This window comes from Citrobacter sp. MGH 55 (assembly GCF_016906145.1).
In the GTDB taxonomy this organism is placed as follows: domain Bacteria; phylum Pseudomonadota; class Gammaproteobacteria; order Enterobacterales; family Enterobacteriaceae; genus Citrobacter_A; species Citrobacter_A amalonaticus.
Genome location: NZ_CP070239.1, coordinates 1,398,248 through 1,415,976, shown reverse-complemented (window position 1 = coordinate 1,415,976; position 17,729 = coordinate 1,398,248). Strand labels below are relative to the sequence as shown.

Below are 17,729 nucleotides of genomic sequence, written 5' to 3'. Positions count from 1 at the left end.
GTTAATCTTCTTTCGGACCACGGTTCGCGCGGCGGCGATCGTTTTCCGTCAGGTGACGTTTACGAATACGGATAGACTGCGGCGTCACTTCTACCAGTTCGTCGTCATCGATGAACTCCAGAGCTTGTTCCAGAGTCATCTTAACCGGCGGAACCAGAACCGTGGCTTCGTCAGTACCGGAAGCACGCATGTTGGTCAGTTTCTTACCGGTCAGGCAGTTTACCGTCAGGTCGTTAGAACGGCTGTGAATACCGATGATCTGGCCTTCGTATACTTCAGCACCGTGACCCAGGAACAGCTTACCGCGGTCCTGCAGGCTGAACAGTGCAAACGCAACCGCTTTACCCTGACCGTTGGAGATCAGTACGCCGTTCTGACGCTGACCCACTTCACCCGGACGTACGTCGTCGTAGTGGCTGAAGGTGGAGTACAGCAGACCGGTACCGGAGGTCATGGTCATGAATTCTGAACGGAAGCCGATCAGACCACGGCTTGGGATCACGTAGTCGAGACGTACGCGGCCTTTGCCATCTGGATTCATGTTTTTCAGGTCGCCTTTACGCTCGCCCAGTGCCTGCATGACAGACCCCTGGTGCTGCTCTTCAACGTCCAGCGTCACGTTCTCGAACGGCTCTTGTTTACGGCCATCGATTTCGCGGAAGATAACTTTCGGACGGGAAACCGCCATTTCGAAACCTTCACGACGCATGTTTTCGATCAGAACAGACAGGTGCAGCTCACCACGACCGGATACACGGAACGCGTCCGCATCTTCAGTTTCTTCAACACGCAGTGCAACGTTGTGCACCAGCTCTTTGTTCAGGCGGTCAAGGATCTGACGAGAGGTAACGTATTTACCTTCTTTGCCACAGAACGGAGAGGTGTTGACGTTGAAGAACATGGTGACGGTCGGTTCATCAACAGACAGTGCCGGCAGCGCTTCCACATTCTGCGGATCGCAGATGGTGTCAGAGATGTTCAGCTCGCCCAGACCGGTGATCGCGATGATATCGCCCGCTTCTGCCAGATCGCTATCGATACGCTCCAGACCCAGGTGAGTCAGCACTTTACCGACTTTACCGTTGCGGGTTTTGCCTTCGCTATCCACGATAGTAATCTGCTGGTTCGGCTTCACTTTACCGCGTTTGATGCGGCCGATACCGATAACGCCAACGTAGTTGTTGTAGTCCAGCTGAGAGATCTGCATCTGGAACGGACCATCAAGGTCAACGTCCGGCGCAGGTACGTGGTCGACAATCGCCTGATACAGCGGGGTCATGTCTTCCGCCATATCTTCGTGATCCAGACCAGCAATACCGTTCAGCGCAGAAGCGTAGATGATCGGGAAATCCAGCTGTTCGTCGGTCGCGTCAAGGTTCACAAACAGGTCAAATACCTGATCGACAACCCAGTCCGGACGCGCGCCAGGACGGTCAACTTTGTTGATGACCACGATCGGCTTCAGGCCATGCGCAAAGGCTTTTTTGGTCACGAAGCGCGTCTGCGGCATCGGGCCGTCAAATGCGTCAACCACCAGCAGCACAGAGTCAACCATGGACATGACACGTTCAACTTCACCACCGAAGTCTGCGTGCCCAGGGGTATCAACGATGTTGATACGATAATCATTCCATTTGATAGCGGTGTTTTTCGCGAGGATGGTAATCCCACGCTCTTTCTCCAAATCGTTGGAGTCCATCACACGCTCTTGAGTTTCGGCACGAGAGTCGAACGTACCGGATTGCTGCAGCAGCTTATCAACCAGGGTAGTTTTACCATGGTCGACGTGCGCGATGATGGCGATGTTACGCAAATTTTCGATCACAACTTTGCCTCAGGCATTAGAAATAGCGCGTTATTGTACACGGATTAATCGCACTACAAAACAGGATCACAAACATCCTCCGCAAACAAGTATTGCAGAGTTTCTTTGTGATCGCTTTCACGGAGCGTTAAAAGGGTTATGCACGGTCCATTGCACCAATATGGTGCTTAATGTTCACATTAAAGCACTATACTGGTGCAACATACACGGCATGGTGCAACCCTTTTGCACGATGGTGCGCATGATAACGCCTTTTAGGGGCAATTTAAAAGTTGGCACAGATTTCGCTTTATCTTTTTTACGGCGACACGGCCAATGATTAAAGAATTGAACACCTCGTTACCACGACGACTATGACCAATCTGGAGAGTTAAGTATGTCCGCTGAACACGTTTTGACGATGCTGAATGAGCACGAAGTGAAGTTTGTTGATTTGCGCTTCACTGATACCAAAGGTAAAGAACAGCACGTCACGATTCCTGCTCATCAGGTAAATGCCGAATTCTTCGAAGAAGGCAAAATGTTTGACGGCTCTTCGATTGGTGGCTGGAAAGGCATCAACGAATCCGACATGGTGCTGATGCCGGATGCTTCTACCGCAGTCATCGACCCGTTCTTCGCGGATTCTACGCTGATCATCCGTTGTGACATCCTGGAACCTGGCACCCTGCAAGGCTATGACCGCGACCCGCGCTCTATCGCCAAGCGTGCTGAAGAATACCTGCGCTCCACCGGCATCGCGGATACCGTTCTGTTTGGACCAGAACCAGAATTCTTCCTGTTTGACGACATCCGTTTCGGCGCGTCAATCTCCGGTTCTCACGTGGCTATCGATGACATCGAAGGCGCCTGGAACTCCTCCACCCAGTACGAAGGTGGTAACAAAGGTCACCGTCCGGCAGTAAAAGGCGGCTACTTCCCGGTTCCACCAGTAGACTCTGCTCAGGACATCCGTTCTGAAATGTGTCTGGTGATGGAGCAAATGGGCCTGGTCGTTGAAGCTCACCACCATGAAGTGGCCACTGCGGGTCAGAACGAAGTGGCAACCCGCTTCAACACCATGACCAAAAAAGCGGACGAAATTCAGATCTACAAATATGTGGTACACAACGTCGCTCACCGCTTCGGCAAAACCGCGACCTTTATGCCAAAACCGATGTTCGGCGATAACGGTTCCGGTATGCACTGCCACATGTCCCTGTCTAAGAACGGTACCAACCTGTTCTCTGGCGACAAATATGCGGGCCTGTCTGAGCAAGCGCTGTACTACATCGGCGGCGTAATCAAACACGCTAAAGCGATTAACGCCCTTGCGAACCCGACCACCAACTCATACAAGCGTCTGGTCCCGGGCTACGAAGCACCGGTTATGCTGGCTTACTCTGCCCGTAACCGTTCTGCCTCTATCCGTATTCCAGTGGTCGCGTCTCCAAAAGCACGTCGTATCGAAGTCCGTTTCCCGGATCCGGCAGCGAACCCGTACCTGTGCTTTGCAGCCCTGCTGATGGCCGGTCTTGACGGCATTAAGAACAAGATCCACCCTGGCGAAGCCATGGACAAAAACCTGTACGACCTGCCGCCGGAAGAAGCGAAAGAGATCCCACAGGTTGCAGGTTCTCTGGAAGAAGCACTGAACGAGCTGAACCTGGATCGCGAGTTCCTGAAAGCAGGCGGCGTGTTCACTGATGAAGCTATCGATGCTTACATCGCGCTGCGTATTGAAGAAAACGACCGCGTACGCATGACGCCGCACCCGGTAGAGTTTGAGCTGTACTACAGCGTTTAACTGTATCTTAAAAGCCCGACGAATTTCGCGTTGCGGCAAGGCGGCAASRGAGCGAATCCYCAGGAGCAKAGATAACGATGTGACTGGGGGAGCGAAGGTAGCCAACGCAGCAGCGGCGTGAAAGGCGTCAGGTGTTTTTTAGTTGCCGTGGAAACTTTTAGCCCATCTCACGATGGGCTTTTTTCACCGTCAACAATCTGATCCTTCGCGCTTTTTCTACATAAAAAGCTATAATGCACTAAATTGGTGCAAATTTTTCAGGAGACTGCTGTATGGCAACAGGCACGCTGCCCGATGCTGGGCAGATCCTCAATTCTTTAATCAACAGCATCTTACTGGTCGACGATGAGCTGGCGGTGCATTACGCCAACCCGGCCGCGCAGCAGTTACTCGCCCAAAGCTCCCGCAAACTGTTTGGTACGCCGCTTCCTGAACTCCTGAGCTATTTTTCTTTGAATATCGAACTGATGCGTGAAAGCTTAGAGGCGGGACAAGGGTTTACCGACAATGAGGTCACGTTGGTGATTGATGGGCGTTCACACATTCTGTCGCTCACCGCGCAGCGTTTGCCAGACGGCCAGATCCTGCTCGAAATGGCGCCGATGGATAATCAGCGCCGCCTGAGCCAGGAGCAGCTACAGCACGCTCAGCAGGTCGCTGCGCGCGATCTGGTGCGAGGACTGGCACACGAGATTAAAAACCCGCTCGGTGGCTTACGCGGCGCTGCACAGCTATTAAGTAAAGCCCTGCCCGACCCGGCGCTGCTGGAATACACCAAAGTCATTATTGAACAGGCTGATCGACTGCGTAATCTGGTCGACAGGCTGTTGGGCCCGCAGATGCCGGGAACGCATGTCACGGAAAGTATTCATAAGGTGGCAGAGCGCGTGGTGGCGCTGGTTTCTATGGAATTACCGGCCAACGTCACGCTGGTCCGCGATTACGATCCCAGCCTACCGGAATTGCCGCACGACCCGGAACAGATCGAGCAGGTGTTGTTGAATATTGTCCGTAATGCATTGCAGGCTCTGGGGTCAGACGGTGGGGAGATTGTGCTACGTACCCGTACCGCGTTCCAGCTCACGCTGCACGGCGAGCGCTATCGCCTGGCGGCGCGTATCGACGTCGAAGATAACGGGCCGGGGATTCCTTCCCACTTACAGGATACGCTGTTTTACCCCATGGTCAGCGGCCGCGAAGGCGGCACCGGGCTGGGATTATCCATCGCCCGTAATTTGATCGATCAGCATTCCGGCAAAATTGAATTTACCAGTTGGCCAGGCCATACCGAGTTCTCGGTTTATCTGCCGATTCGGAAATAGAGGTGCTTATGCAACGAGGGATAGTCTGGGTAGTCGATGACGATAGTTCCATCCGTTGGGTGCTTGAACGTGCTCTCGCCGGGGCGGGTCTGAGTTGTACGACCTTTGAAAACGGTAACGACGTGCTGGGTGCGCTGGCGAGCAAAACGCCGGACGTGCTGTTGTCCGACATTCGCATGCCGGGGATGGACGGACTGGCGCTGTTAAAACAGATTAAACAGCGTCATCCAATGCTGCCGGTCATCATAATGACTGCGCATTCCGATCTGGATGCTGCCGTCAGCGCCTATCAGCAAGGGGCGTTTGATTATCTGCCGAAACCCTTTGATATCGATGAAGCGGTAGCGCTGGTTGAACGCGCCATCAGCCATTATCAGGAACAGCAGCAGCCGCGCAATATTCAGATCAATGGGCCGACAACGGACATTATCGGCGAAGCGCCAGCCATGCAGGATGTGTTTCGTATTATCGGGCGGCTCTCGCGTTCCTCCATCAGCGTGTTGATTAACGGGGAGTCCGGGACGGGTAAAGAACTGGTCGCCCATGCCCTGCACCGCCACAGCCCACGCGCCAAAGCGCCGTTTATCGCGCTCAACATGGCGGCGATTCCGAAAGATTTGATCGAATCCGAGCTGTTTGGTCATGAAAAAGGGGCATTTACCGGAGCGAATACCATTCGTCAGGGACGCTTCGAACAGGCCGATGGTGGCACGCTGTTTCTTGATGAGATTGGCGATATGCCGCTGGATGTGCAGACCCGTCTTTTGCGCGTATTAGCCGACGGACAGTTTTATCGCGTTGGCGGCTATGCGCCAGTGAAGGTGGACGTGCGAATCATCGCCGCGACTCACCAGAACCTGGAACTGCGTGTGCAGGAAGGCAAGTTTCGTGAGGATTTATTCCATCGTCTGAACGTCATCCGCGTACACCTGCCGCCGTTGCGCGAGCGCCGGGAGGATATTCCGCGCCTGGCGCGCCACTTCCTGCAGGTTGCAGCGCGTGAACTGGGCGTAGAAGCTAAGTTATTGCACCCTGAAACCGAAGCGGCGCTGACGCGGCTGGCATGGCCGGGCAACGTTCGCCAACTGGAAAACACCTGTCGCTGGTTAACCGTAATGGCGGCCGGACAAGAGGTATTAATTCAGGATCTCCCCGCTGAACTGTTCGAAGCCACCGCGCCCGAAAGCCCGTCGCATCTCCAGCCGGACAGTTGGGCCACGCTTCTGGCGCAGTGGGCGGATCGGGCGCTGCGATCCGGTCATCAAAACCTGCTGTCGGAAGCACAACCTGAAATGGAGCGCACGTTGCTGACCACAGCACTACGCCATACACAGGGCCATAAACAGGAAGCGGCACGCTTGCTCGGATGGGGGCGTAATACCCTGACGCGTAAGTTAAAAGAGCTGGGAATGGAGTAACGTCACACGTTTGTGTAAAGATTAATAATTGAGCGCAAATTGCCGTTATTTTGCACTTTACTGTTCCGATGAGTTCAGTATGATCGTGCCCGGCAAACGGGGGACAAAACATGCTGGAATCGATTATAAATCTGCTATCAAGCGGAGCGGTCGACAGCCATACGCCACAAACTGCGGTTGCCGCAGTACTGTGCGCCGCGCTGATTGGGCTGTTCAGCTAACACTGTGCCGGATGGCGCTATGCTTATCTGGCTTACAGGCAACATCAATCGTAGGCCCGGTAAGCGTTAGCGCCACCGGGCAACGTTTTTATATCACGCGTGAGAACTGCTGCATCCGCGCTTTTTGGCGCAGATACGCATCAAAGCACATGCAAATGTTGCGAATCAGCAGACGCCCTTTCGGCGTGACCTGAATCCCCTTCGTTGTCACATCCACCAGCCCATCTTTCGCCAGCGGTGCCAACAGCTTCAGATCTTCGGCAAAATAATCCGCGAAGTTCAGATCCCACTGCTGCTCAACTGAGGCAATGTCGAGACGGAAGTTGCAGATCAGCGACTTGATGACGTCACGACGGATACAGTCATCGCGAGTCAGCGCGATACCGCGCCATAAGGCATTTCCCTGCTCATCCACCTGCTGATAGTAGAGTTTCAGCTCTTTCTGGTTCTGGGCATAGCAATCGCCAATCATACTGATGGCAGAAACGCCCATCCCCAGCAGATCGGTGTCACCCTGGGTGGTATATCCCTGAAAATTACGGTGGAGAACGCCTTCGCGCTGGGCAATCGCCAGTTCGTCATCCGGGCGGGCAAAATGGTCCATACCAATAAACTGATAGCCGGTCTCTGTCAGCGAGGAGATGGTTTCCTGCAAAATATCCAGCTTCTGCTGCGCGCTGGGCAGATCGGCATCTTTTATTTTGCGCTGCGCGGCAAACAGCGTCGGCAAATGCGCATAGTTAAAGACGCTCAGACGATCGGGGCTTAATTCCGCAACCCGCTTCAGGGTAAAGGCGAAACTTTCCGGCGTCTGTTTAGGTAAACCGTAGATCAGATCGATATTGGTCGACGTAAAGCCAATGTCACGTGCGTGATTGAGCAGCGCAAAAATAAACTCCTCATCCTGCTCACGGTTAACCAGTCGCTGGACCTCTTTGTTGAAGTCCTGCACGCCCATGCTGAGACGATTAAAGCCTTCCGCGCGTAAATGATCGAGCACATCCAGCTCAATCTCACGGGGATCGACTTCGATCGAAATCTCCGCATCCGCATTGAAGTGGAAATGATTTCGCAGCAGCGCCATCAGGCGACTGATTTGCGCTTTATTCAGGTAAGTCGGCGTGCCGCCGCCCCAGTGCAGTTGGCTGACCTTGCGTCCGGCAAACAGCGGCGCACGGTGCAGAATTTCCTGTTCGAGTGCATCCAGATACTGATCGGCCTTATGCTGCTGACGGGTCACAATCTTATTGCAGCCGCAGAAGTAGCAGAGTTTATGGCAAAACGGGATATGGACGTAAAGCGAGAGCGGACGCTCAGGATAGCGCGCGACAGCCTGTAAAAATGCCGGTTCGCCAAACGCATCAGAAAATTCCAGCGCGGTCGGGTACGAGGTATAGCGCGGCCCGGAATAGTTATATTTCTGGATCAGGGCCTGATCCCAGTCTATTTGTTGTTCTGACATGCTCACTCCTTCCGATGGCGTCTCTGGCGGGTACGGCGTACCGGCCGCACTCCATTTCGAGTACTAAGCCGGCTGCGCAGCCACTTCTGTCGCCGCGACAACCGCTGTAGTTTAACGAATAACCACACCAGATAACATATAACCGGAAGGGTTATAAGCAGGACGGGCAGGCCCACGGTGTAAACCGTTAGTTACCGCCACGCAGCAGGCGCATCATATCTTCCTGCTTCTCATCATCTTCCTCTTCTTCGTCATCATCGTAGGAGAGGCCCAGCTTCTGCATCAGTTCATCGATGCGATCCAGTTTGGCATCCACCCAGGACTGATCTTCCGCGCTCAAGGTTTCGCCTGCTTCAAGACGTTCTAACATCGCATCCAGGCGCTCATCTGTTTCCAGTAAATCCAACTCAGCCTGCGGTGAAAGCATAGGTTTCTCGCTCTTCGGTTTGTGCTGTTTGGTGACTTTTTCGGTCACGCCCAATGGAATAGGGGTTTTACTGCCGATGCGTGGATCTTTCTGTTGGTTCTTGTTTTTACCGCCTGACGCCGCGTCACCACCGGTCGCACGGCTACCCGCCGCGTGTCCACGGTGTTTTTTCTGACGCTTGCGGTCACGAGCTTCCTGATTCAGCTCTTCACGGGTTTTACGGCGTGCCTTTGCAGGGCCTTTGCCGCGTGGTGTAGAAGTGGATTTCATAGTGATTCGTCTTTGGCTGTTTTATTCAGTATATAATTGCGCCGGAATCTAGCAGAAATAAAGAAAAAAGGCGACAGATTGCTCTGTCGCCTTTTCACCTTACTCACAACCCTGAACGGGTCCTACATTCCCTGTCGGCTATCAACACACCCTGTTTTTCCGTCAGCCTGGAACATTCCGTGTCTTTTCCGTTTCCGTATACCAACGTCTCCGAACGCCTGTCATCCTGACAATCCTGTGTCTTCGCCTCCTGGCGCTCCTGACCCTCATCCTGAGTCGTCTTCCTGTACAGCTATCCTCGCTATGGGGGTTACTCTACTCTTTTGGAGTAAAGTAACAAGTCGTTGGCCGCACAGTTCAGCCATTTTCAGAATATTACATACCTTTTAATAGTATGATTTAGTTGATTTATTTAATTATTTTCTCTGCAATCACTCTGAAATTTCGTATAAGAACAATCGGCAATGTCTCACAATATGCAGGGTTTTTACTCACAACAGACCCATGTCGAAAAATCAGTCTTTTGCTCCTGTTCAGGTATAATCGCGGCAAAGCTTTGACTGACGGAGACGACCGCTTTGATTAACCTGAATTATCAACAGACGCACTTTGTGATGAGCGCGCCTGATATTCGCCATTTACCTTCCGATACGGGGATTGAAGTGGCATTTGCTGGCCGTTCCAACGCAGGTAAGTCCAGCGCGCTGAACACGCTGACCAATCAGAAGAGCCTGGCGCGTACTTCGAAAACGCCTGGCCGCACTCAATTAATTAACCTGTTTGAAGTGGTCGACGGCAAACGCCTTGTTGACCTGCCCGGCTATGGTTACGCCGAAGTGCCGGAAGAGATGAAGCGCAAGTGGCAACGCGCGCTGGGTGAGTATCTGGAAAAACGCCAGAGCCTGCAGGGACTGGTGGTGCTGATGGATATTCGCCACCCGCTAAAAGATCTCGACCAGCAGATGGTACAGTGGGCCGTCGAGAGCAACATCCAGGTTCTGGTGCTGCTGACGAAAGCGGACAAACTGGCGAGCGGGGCGCGTAAGGCCCAACTGAATATGGTCCGTGAAGCGGTATTAGCCTTTAACGGCGATGTGCAGGTTGAGACCTTCTCATCGCTGAAAAAGCAGGGCGTGGATAAATTACGGCAGAAGCTGGACAGCTGGTTTAACGAACTGGCGCCGGTGGAAGAGGATCAGGGCGGGGAGTAATTCATCGCGACGCCGGATAGCGACGCGGTGCGTCTTATCCGGTCTGGCACGCCGACCCTATCTTTCTTTCGCCCATAAAAAACGCCCCAGTCAGAAACTGACTGGGGCGGCTAAAATATTCAGCCAAATCCGATTACGTGAAGTAAAAGGTCTGAAAGATAGAACATCTTACCTCTGTACCCTACGCGAATAACTTTACTCTTTTTTGAGCAGCTCAGAAAGCACTTTTTGTAATTTTTTTTCATTCTTTACATAGGGAATTCCAATGCCCATCACAAAAATCGCGCACTTATGTTGCTTAATTACGAAAAAAGCGCGTTATCTCGCGAGCACTTAGTGCGCCTGATCCCAGTTTTCACCACTTCCAACTTCCACCAGCAGCGGTACATCAATGCGTGTGCAGTTCTCCATCAACTGATGGATCTTTTTCGCTACCGTGTCCAGGTCGTCTTTGTGTACTTCAAACACCAGTTCATCGTGTACCTGCATGATCATACGCACGCGCGGTTTTTCCATTTCCAGCCAGCCATCGACCGCAATCATCGCCCGTTTGATAATATCGGCAGCGGTTCCTTGCATCGGGGCGTTAATCGCCGCACGCTCCGCACCCGCTCGACGCGCGCCGTTGCTGGATTTAATATCCGGCAGATAGAGACGACGGCCTTCCAGCGTTTCAACGTAGCCCTGCTCTTTCGCCTGAGCGCGAGTGCGTTCCATATACTCCAGCACGCCGGGATAACGTTCAAAATAGAGGTCCATGTATTTCTGCGCTTCTTTACGCGGAATGTTCAACTGGCGCGCCAGACCGAACGCACTCATACCGTAGATCAGACCAAAGTTGATCGCTTTCGCGCTGCGACGCTGTTCGCTGGTCACGGTCTCCAGCGGCAGACCAAACACTTCGGCGGCGGTGGCACGGTGAATGTCCTTCCCTTCGGCAAACGCCGTCAGCAGCCCTTTGTCGCGTGACAGGTGCGCCATAATACGCAATTCAATCTGCGAATAGTCCGCAGAAACAATCAGGTAATCCTTCGGCGGGATAAATGCCTGGCGGATACGACGCCCTTCTTCATTACGTACCGGAATGTTTTGCAGGTTCGGATCGGTCGATGACAAACGGCCCGTCGCGGTCACGGCCTGATGATAAGAGGTGTGCACACGCCCGGTTTTCGGGTTAATCATCAGCGGGAGTTTGTCGGTGTAGGTCGATTTCAGCTTCGCCAGACCGCGATACTCAAGAATCACTTTAGGTAGCGGGTAATCCAGCGCCAGTTCTTCCAGCACTTCTTCAGAGGTTGACGGCGCGCCGCCTGGGGTTTTCTTCAGCGGCTTAATGCCCTGTTTTTCGAACAGGATCGTCTGCAACTGCTTGGTTGAAGAAAGGTTAAATACTTCTCCTGCAATCTCATGGGCTTTCTGTTCCAGCTCCGCCAGACGGAGCGTGATCTCCTCGGAGTGCTTGTGCAGCACCGCGGGGTCGATCTTCACACCGTTACGCTCTACACGAGATAACACCGGTACCAGTGGCATTTCGATGTTTTCAAAGACGTTCAGCGGCCCTTTGTGCTGCTGCAGCTCTGGCCACATTTTCAGATGCAGCTGTAAGGTGACATCGGCATCTTCTGCCGCGTAACGTCCCGCCTCTTCCAGCGCAATCTGATTAAAGGTTAGTTGGTTCTTCCCTTTACCCGCAATCTCTTCAAAAGTGATGGTTTTATGTTTCAGCCAGCGATCGGACAAACTGTCCATATCGTGACGTCCGGCAACGCTGTTCAGAATGTACGACTCGAGCATGGTATCAAAAGCGATGCCGCGCAGTTCGATACCATAATTCGCCAGAATGCCGCGATCGTACTTGAGATTTTGCCCGACCTTACGCGCGTTTTCATCTTCCAGGAGCGGCTTGAGCATCGCCAGCGCACGGTCGCGGGAGATTTGATCCGGCGCATCCAGATAGTCATGCGCCACTGGCACATAAGCCGCCACTCCCGGCTCAATAGCGAATGAGAGCCCTACCAGGTTGGCGGAGATGTTATCCAGACTGTCGGTTTCGGTATCGAAGGCAAACACTGGCGCTTTTTTCAGCTTCGCAATCCACGTTTCCAGCGTCGCTTCATCGAGAATGGTCACGTAATTCTCATAAGAAAGTACGACAGCGGCTTCTTCCGGGGCTTCATCAATGACAATCGTTTCCTGCGGTTTTACCGCCGGTTTTGCCCCTTTTGCTTGTAACCACTTGCCCGCTTCGACATCAGCGGTCCAGCGCTTGAATTCATACTTTTTAAACAGCCCAACCAGTTCGTCAGCCTGGGGTTGTTGCACTTCCAGTTGTTCGCAGGTCAGTTCCAGCTCAACGTCTGTTTTGATCGTCGCCAGTTTATAGGAGAGGTATGCCACCTCTTTGTTTTGCTCAAGTTTACCCGCCATAGTTTTCGCACCACGGAACGTCAACCCGGCAATTTTATCGGACTCAGCATAAAGAGTATCCAGGCCGCCCAGCCCCTGTAGCAATGCCTGCGCGGTCTTTTCCCCGACCCCCGGTACGCCCGGAATGTTATCGGAGGAATCGCCCATTAGCGCCAGGAAATCGATGATCAGTTCCGGCGGCACGCCGTATTTTGTCACCACCTCATCCGGGCCAAGAATGGTGTTGGTCATGGTATTGATGAGTGTGATATTTGGCGTGACCAGTTGGGCCATGTCTTTATCGCCGGTACTGATCAGCACCGGGCGCCCCATTTTTTCTGCCTCACGCGCCAGGGTACCAATAACATCGTCCGCCTCCACGCCAGATACAGCCAGCAGCGGTAGCCCCATCGCCTTCACCATGGCATGCAGCGGTTCGATCTGCGCCCGCAGATCGTCCGGCATCGGCGGGCGATGCGATTTGTAATGCTCGAATAATTCGTCACGGAAGGTTTTACCCTTGGCATCAAATACCACTGCGGCATGCGTTGGCTGATATTGCATGATCAGGCTGCGCAGCATATTGAGGACACCGTACATCGCGCCTGTCGGGTCGCCTGCGCTGTTGGTCAGCGGCGGAAACGCATGGTATGCGCGATAGAGATAAGAGGAGCCATCTACAAGGATAAGTGGGTTTTCTGGGATCTGAACCATAATGTCCGTGCCTGTTTATCAGATTATGGATAAAGGATGCCACAGACAGGATGAAAACATGAGTTTTTCACCACATTTGTCGTAATTCTTTTGCAGATCTTCTGGATCGCTCGCAAAGCCGCCTGTGGATAACTTTGTGAATAATTAATTTTCATCGCATTAATTTCAAAACGATGCGTTAACCATCATTTATAATATTCTTTAAATTCAATTAATTATAAAAACGACAGAATAAACCCTTTATGTTTTCATTGAATTACTGAATGTGGATAGATATGGCGTGTTTTTCTCTGTCGCGAAGAACCGTCATTTGAGTCATTTTCTGATAAAATCAGCCCCCTTGCGCGACTTTAGCGTACTGTTTATGGCTAATCCTTTGAATAATTTAATCATGGCGAGATTACTCGCTACAGTCACCCTGTTGCTGAGCATTGCATTGACCATTGTGGTCACAATTTTGTGCTCCGTACCGATCATTCTGGCCGGACTGGTAAAGCTCCTGCTGCCCGTTCCGTTCGTCTGGCGCAAGGTATCTCTGTTTTGTAATTTCATGATGTATTGCTGGTGTGAAGGCCTCGCCCTGCTGTTGCATCTCAATCCATGGCTGAAATGGGATGTGCAGGGCCTGGAAGGACTGAGCAAGAAAAACTGGTATCTGCTGGTGTGTAATCATCACAGCTGGGCGGACATCGTGGTACTGTGCGTACTCTTTCGCAAGCACATTCCTATGAACAAGTACTTCCTTAAGCAACAGTTGGCCTGGGTACCTTTTATCGGCCTCGCCTGCTGGGCACTGGATATGCCATTTATGAAGCGCTATTCGCGCGCTTATCTCCTGCGCCACCCGGAACGCCGCGGTAAAGATGTCGAGACTACCCGTCGGTCCTGCGAGAAATTCCGCGCGCATCCCACCACGATCGTTAATTTCGTCGAGGGCTCCCGCTTTACCGAAGAAAAACGTCAGCAGACCCGCTCGCCGTATCAACACCTGTTGCCACCAAAGGCGGCGGGCATTGCGATGGCGCTGAATGTGTTAGGTTCGCAGTTCGATAAATTACTTAATGTTACGCTGTGCTATCCGGAAAACGACCGTACGCCCTTCTTCGATATGCTGAGCGGGAAACTAACGCGCATAGTGGTTCGCGTGGACATGCAACCCATTCAGGAAGAACTGCACGGCGATTACGTTAACGATAAAGGATTTAAGCGTCGTTTCCAGCTATGGCTGAATACGCTATGGAGCGAAAAAGACGTGTTAATAGAAGAGATTAAAGCGACAACTAAAAACGCCGGTCACTGACCGGCGCTGCTTTTATTTCTTACCGACCAGGTATTTCACCGTGTCAGCATATTGCTGAACAAAGATATCCATGCTGCTGGTATCCATGCCCTGCGGATTCACCTGATATTTACCGTTAACAAACATCGCCGGCACGCCCTGCAGTTGCAGATCGGCAGCAGCTTTTTCCTGCTGCGCAACCAGTGATTTCACGACAAAGCTGTTCCACGCGGCATCGTAATCTTCGCCTTTAACGCCGGCATCCACGAACACTTTACGGATATCTGCAACGCTCTGCACGGTCTGGGTTTTCTGTACCCCTTCAAACATCGGCACAGTCACTTTATCTTCTACGCCCAGTGCCATCGCGACGGCCCACGCTTGCGTCAGATCCTTGCCCAACGGGCCCAGGAACTCAACGTGGTATTTGGTCATTTTGACGCCTTCAGGAAGTTTTTTCTTCACGTTCTCAGAAACATGAAGGACTTCTTCAAACTGGTAGCAGTGTGGGCAATAGAAAGAGAAGAACTCCAGCACTTGCGGTTCACCGGCAACGGGCTTTTCCAGGGTGGTATACTGCTTACCATCCTCGAATTGCGCTGCCGATGCGCTAAAAGCTAAAACCATACCAGCCAGCGCCAGCCAAATCTTTTTCATGATTACGTCTCCGATTAATACATGGGTGTTAATTGTAATGGGGGTTCTTGCAGGACTTTTGCCTGCTCGATAAATGTCGCGGTCTGTCGTTGCCAGTAATCTTCCCCGGTTAACCACGGGAAGTTTTTAGGAAACGCAGGATCGTCCCAACGACGCATCAGCCAGGCAAGATAATAAACCAAACGCATAGCACGTAAAGGTTCAATCAGTTCAATTTCAGATGTTTCGAACTCACTAACTTCTTCATAAGCTTCAATAATCGTTTCAAGCTGCATACGTTGCTCAGCTTTATCACCATTAAGAAGCATCCACAGATCCTGAATGGCAGGACCGTTGCGGGAATCATCTAAATCGACAAACAGCGGCCCCTCGCGCCAGAGGATATTTCCAGCGTGGCAGTCGCCATGTAGACGAAGGCTGTCAAAATTTGTATGCCACCGCTCAGTGACGGCCGTAATCAGCGTATCCGTCGCTTTCAGAAATGCGGCCTTTTGTGCGGACGGAATGAGTTGGGCGTGCTCGAAGAGTTTACGCGGCTCGACGAGGTATTCGTCCAGCCCGATGGTCGGTCGCCAGGTAAATGGCTGCTTACGGCCGGTCTGATGCAGACGCCCCAGATAATGGCCCACCGCTTCCATTTGATCGATATTGTCTGCTTCGAACTGTCGACCGCCTACGCTTGGAAAAATCGCGTAGTGGAACCCCTGATGCGATAATAGCGTCTGACCATTAAAAGCCAACGGCGCAGCAACCGGGACTTCATCCTCAAGCAGCTCAATCGCAAACTGATGCTCTTCCAGGATCTGATCAACTGACCAGCGCTCAGGGCGATAAAATTTAACGACAAAACGCCGACGGTCTTCATCCTGGAACTGATAGACACGGTTTTCATAGCTATTAAGCGGGGTAAGACCAGAATCCACCCGGATCCCCTGCTCAAACAGCGCATCCATGATGGTATCCGGGTGTAATGTCTGGAAATTGAAAGCGTTGTTATTCATCCCATCATCCGGAAAATACGTCGAATGATTCAGGATATCATTTCATAACAGCTTCGGTGGCCCCGCTTACAAGCTTTTACTCTTTAATTACGCCACGAGCGCGCAACAGCGCCGTCTTGAAATCTTCCTCGTAATCTTTCTGAATACCGGGAATAACCGCGTCTTTTGCAGAGTCGCGCATTTTCAGGTGATAGATCAGAATGTCGTCGGTTAAATCCGCCAGTTCACCGTCAAAACCTGACTCTTTCGCCAGTTTCTGCAAAAATTGCATCAGGTTAAGATCGGGCTCTTTTTGCCAGGCTGGCTGGAGGAGTTCAATAACTTCATTCAGGCGTTTACATTTCATGGTCGTGCTCCTTACTCTTGAGACAGACACGTTAGCAGGGTCAATCCCACAATAAAAGAGGCGATATCAGTGAATCAGGATAGTGCAATAACAGGGGTTGTACTGGCTGGCGGAAAGGCCAGGCGAATGGGGGGCATTGATAAAGGCTTGCTTGAGCTTAAAGGGAAACCGCTGTGGAAACATGTCGCCGATACGCTGTTATCCCAACTGGAAACGGTGGTTGTGAATGCCAATCGGCATCAGGAAATTTATCGCTCGGGTGGCCTGAAAGTCATTTCAGATGTGATGGGGGATTTTCCCGGCCCGTTGGCGGGCATGCTTTCTGTTTTTCAACAGGAGGCGGGCGACTGGTTTCTGTTCTGCCCCTGTGATACCCCTTTTATCCCGCAAACGCTGGCTGCCCGCTTACGTGCCCGGTGCAATCAGGCACCGGTGGTATGGGTGCATGATGGAGAGCGCGATCATCCCACCATTGCGCTGGTTCATCGTTCAGTCCAGCCATTTTTGCAGCGCTATTTACAGTCTGGCGAGCGGCGGGTCATGGTTTTTATGCGTCAGGCAGGTGGGCATGCCGTTGACTTCAGCGACTGCAAGGAAGCGTTTGTGAATGTGAATACCCTTGAGGAGCTTGATAAATGGCAGAAGAAACCATGATCCCTCTACTGGCTATCGCCGCGTGGAGCGGAACGGGAAAAACGACGCTGCTCAGGAAGCTAATCCCGGCGCTGTGCGCCGCCGGGATCCGCCCCGGACTTATCAAACATACGCATCATGATATGGATGTGGATAAGCCAGGCAAAGACAGCTACGAGCTACGCAAAGCAGGAGCGGCGCAAACGCTGGTCGCCAGTCAGCAACGTTGGGCATTAATGACTGAGACACCTGAAGAACCCGAACTGAATCTGGCGTACCTGGTCAGCAGGATGGATCATGCCACGCTGGATCTGGTGCTGGTTGAGGGATTTAAGCATGAGGCCGTGCCTAAGATCCTGCTGTTCAGAAGCGATGCCGGACATGATTTCAGCGAATTAACGCTGGATGAGCATGTGATTGCGGTGGCCAGTGATGTTGTATTGCCGCTTGACGTTCCGGTGCTGGATTTAAATGATGTAGATGTGATTGCGAAGTTTATTGTGGCGTGGTGTGCGATTTGACGACTTGCCGGGTGGCGGTTTCGCCTTACCCGGCCTACAAAATTCGGTGATCCAGAAACGCAAAAAGCCCATCCGTCAGGATGGGCTCTTCACTTGTTTGATGCCTGGCAGTTCCCTACTCTCGCATGGGGAGACCCCACACTACCATCGGCGCTACGGCGTTTCACTTCTGAGTTCGGCATGGGGTCAGGTGGGACCACCGCGCTACAGCCGCCAGGCAAATTCTGTTT

The 17,729-nt window shown here is 52.4% G+C and carries 15 protein-coding genes, 1 rRNA gene and 1 pseudogene; 8 read left to right on the top strand and 9 right to left on the bottom strand.

Features of this window, described 5'->3' with window-relative positions:
• Position 1 precedes the first annotated feature (1 nt).
• On the bottom strand, positions 2-1,825 hold the full coding sequence (gene typA, locus JTI98_RS05715; protein WP_042325427.1) for a ribosome-dependent GTPase TypA: 1,824 nt from the start codon (positions 1,823-1,825) through the stop codon (positions 2-4).
• 376 nt (positions 1,826-2,201) lie between these two features.
• Between typA and glnA the strand changes: the two genes are divergently transcribed.
• From glnA to JTI98_RS05695, 4 genes are all read left to right on the top strand, one after another.
• Positions 2,202-3,611 carry a glutamate--ammonia ligase gene (gene glnA, locus JTI98_RS05710; protein WP_042325425.1) on the top strand — a complete coding sequence of 470 codons (1,410 nt, stop codon included), beginning with the start codon at positions 2,202-2,204 and terminating at the stop codon, positions 3,609-3,611.
• Positions 3,612-3,883: 272 nt separating this feature from the next.
• A complete protein-coding gene (gene glnL / locus JTI98_RS05705) occupies positions 3,884-4,933 on the top strand; it encodes a nitrogen regulation protein NR(II) (protein ID WP_044257151.1) in 1,050 nt (349 codons plus the stop codon).
• An 8-nt stretch (positions 4,934-4,941) separates the two neighbouring features.
• The gene (gene glnG / locus JTI98_RS05700; RefSeq protein WP_042998847.1) at positions 4,942-6,351 is read left to right on the top strand and encodes a nitrogen regulation protein NR(I); all 1,410 of its coding nucleotides are present in this window, start codon (positions 4,942-4,944) and stop codon (positions 6,349-6,351) included.
• Positions 6,352-6,461: 110 nt separating this feature from the next.
• On the top strand, positions 6,462-6,572 hold the full coding sequence (locus JTI98_RS05695) for a YshB family small membrane protein (RefSeq protein ID WP_086512771.1): 111 nt from the start codon (positions 6,462-6,464) through the stop codon (positions 6,570-6,572).
• Positions 6,573-6,660: 88 nt separating this feature from the next.
• On the opposite strand, the gene hemN is transcribed toward JTI98_RS05695, so the two are convergent.
• The 3 genes and pseudogenes from hemN to JTI98_RS21385 all read right to left on the bottom strand — a co-directional run bounded on the left by hemN (position 6,661) and on the right by JTI98_RS21385 (position 9,096).
• A complete protein-coding gene (gene hemN, locus JTI98_RS05690) occupies positions 6,661-8,034 on the bottom strand; it encodes an oxygen-independent coproporphyrinogen III oxidase (protein ID WP_044328674.1) in 1,374 nt (457 codons plus the stop codon).
• Between the two features lie 187 nt (positions 8,035-8,221).
• The gene (yihI, locus tag JTI98_RS05685; RefSeq protein WP_216082023.1) at positions 8,222-8,731 is read right to left on the bottom strand and encodes a Der GTPase-activating protein YihI; all 510 of its coding nucleotides are present in this window, start codon (positions 8,729-8,731) and stop codon (positions 8,222-8,224) included.
• Positions 8,732-8,834: 103 nt separating this feature from the next.
• A pseudogene (locus tag JTI98_RS21385) lies at positions 8,835-9,096 on the bottom strand (hypothetical protein).
• A gap of 213 nt (positions 9,097-9,309) precedes the next feature.
• Between JTI98_RS21385 and yihA the strand changes: the two are divergent.
• The gene (gene yihA, locus JTI98_RS05680) at positions 9,310-9,942 is read left to right on the top strand and encodes a ribosome biogenesis GTP-binding protein YihA/YsxC (protein ID WP_042998843.1); all 633 of its coding nucleotides are present in this window, start codon (positions 9,310-9,312) and stop codon (positions 9,940-9,942) included.
• 333 nt (positions 9,943-10,275) lie between these two features.
• On the opposite strand, the gene polA is transcribed toward yihA, so the two are convergent.
• The gene (polA, locus tag JTI98_RS05675; protein WP_216082022.1) at positions 10,276-13,062 is read right to left on the bottom strand and encodes a DNA polymerase I; all 2,787 of its coding nucleotides are present in this window, start codon (positions 13,060-13,062) and stop codon (positions 10,276-10,278) included.
• Between the two features lie 364 nt (positions 13,063-13,426).
• Here polA and JTI98_RS05670 point away from each other — a divergent pair, with 364 nt between their 5' ends.
• Entirely contained in the window at positions 13,427-14,362 is a 936-nt protein-coding gene (locus tag JTI98_RS05670) for an acyltransferase (protein ID WP_043001789.1), read from the top strand.
• A 12-nt stretch (positions 14,363-14,374) separates the two neighbouring features.
• On the opposite strand, the gene dsbA is transcribed toward JTI98_RS05670, so the two are convergent.
• From dsbA to JTI98_RS05655, 3 genes are all read right to left on the bottom strand, one after another.
• Positions 14,375-14,998, bottom strand: a complete 624-nt coding sequence (gene dsbA / locus JTI98_RS05665) for a thiol:disulfide interchange protein DsbA (RefSeq protein ID WP_044327813.1) — start codon at positions 14,996-14,998, stop codon at positions 14,375-14,377.
• Between the two features lie 14 nt (positions 14,999-15,012).
• On the bottom strand, positions 15,013-15,999 hold the full coding sequence (locus tag JTI98_RS05660; protein WP_216082021.1) for a serine/threonine protein kinase: 987 nt from the start codon (positions 15,997-15,999) through the stop codon (positions 15,013-15,015).
• A gap of 76 nt (positions 16,000-16,075) precedes the next feature.
• Positions 16,076-16,345 (bottom strand): YihD family protein, encoded by a 270-nt coding sequence (locus JTI98_RS05655; RefSeq protein WP_042325406.1) that lies wholly within the window; start codon positions 16,343-16,345, stop codon positions 16,076-16,078.
• Between the two features lie 69 nt (positions 16,346-16,414).
• Here JTI98_RS05655 and mobA point away from each other — a divergent pair, with 69 nt between their 5' ends.
• Both mobA and mobB read left to right on the top strand, forming a co-directional pair.
• Entirely contained in the window at positions 16,415-16,999 is a 585-nt protein-coding gene (gene mobA / locus JTI98_RS05650) for a molybdenum cofactor guanylyltransferase MobA (RefSeq protein WP_216082020.1), read from the top strand.
• A complete protein-coding gene (mobB, locus tag JTI98_RS05645; protein WP_046401649.1) occupies positions 16,996-17,499 on the top strand; it encodes a molybdopterin-guanine dinucleotide biosynthesis protein MobB in 504 nt (167 codons plus the stop codon). The genes mobA and mobB overlap by 4 nt, the downstream gene beginning before the upstream one ends.
• 102 nt (positions 17,500-17,601) lie before the next feature.
• Here the strand turns inward: mobB and rrf are convergent.
• Positions 17,602-17,717 (bottom strand): 5S ribosomal RNA (rrf, locus tag JTI98_RS05640).
• Positions 17,718-17,729 lie beyond the last annotated feature (12 nt).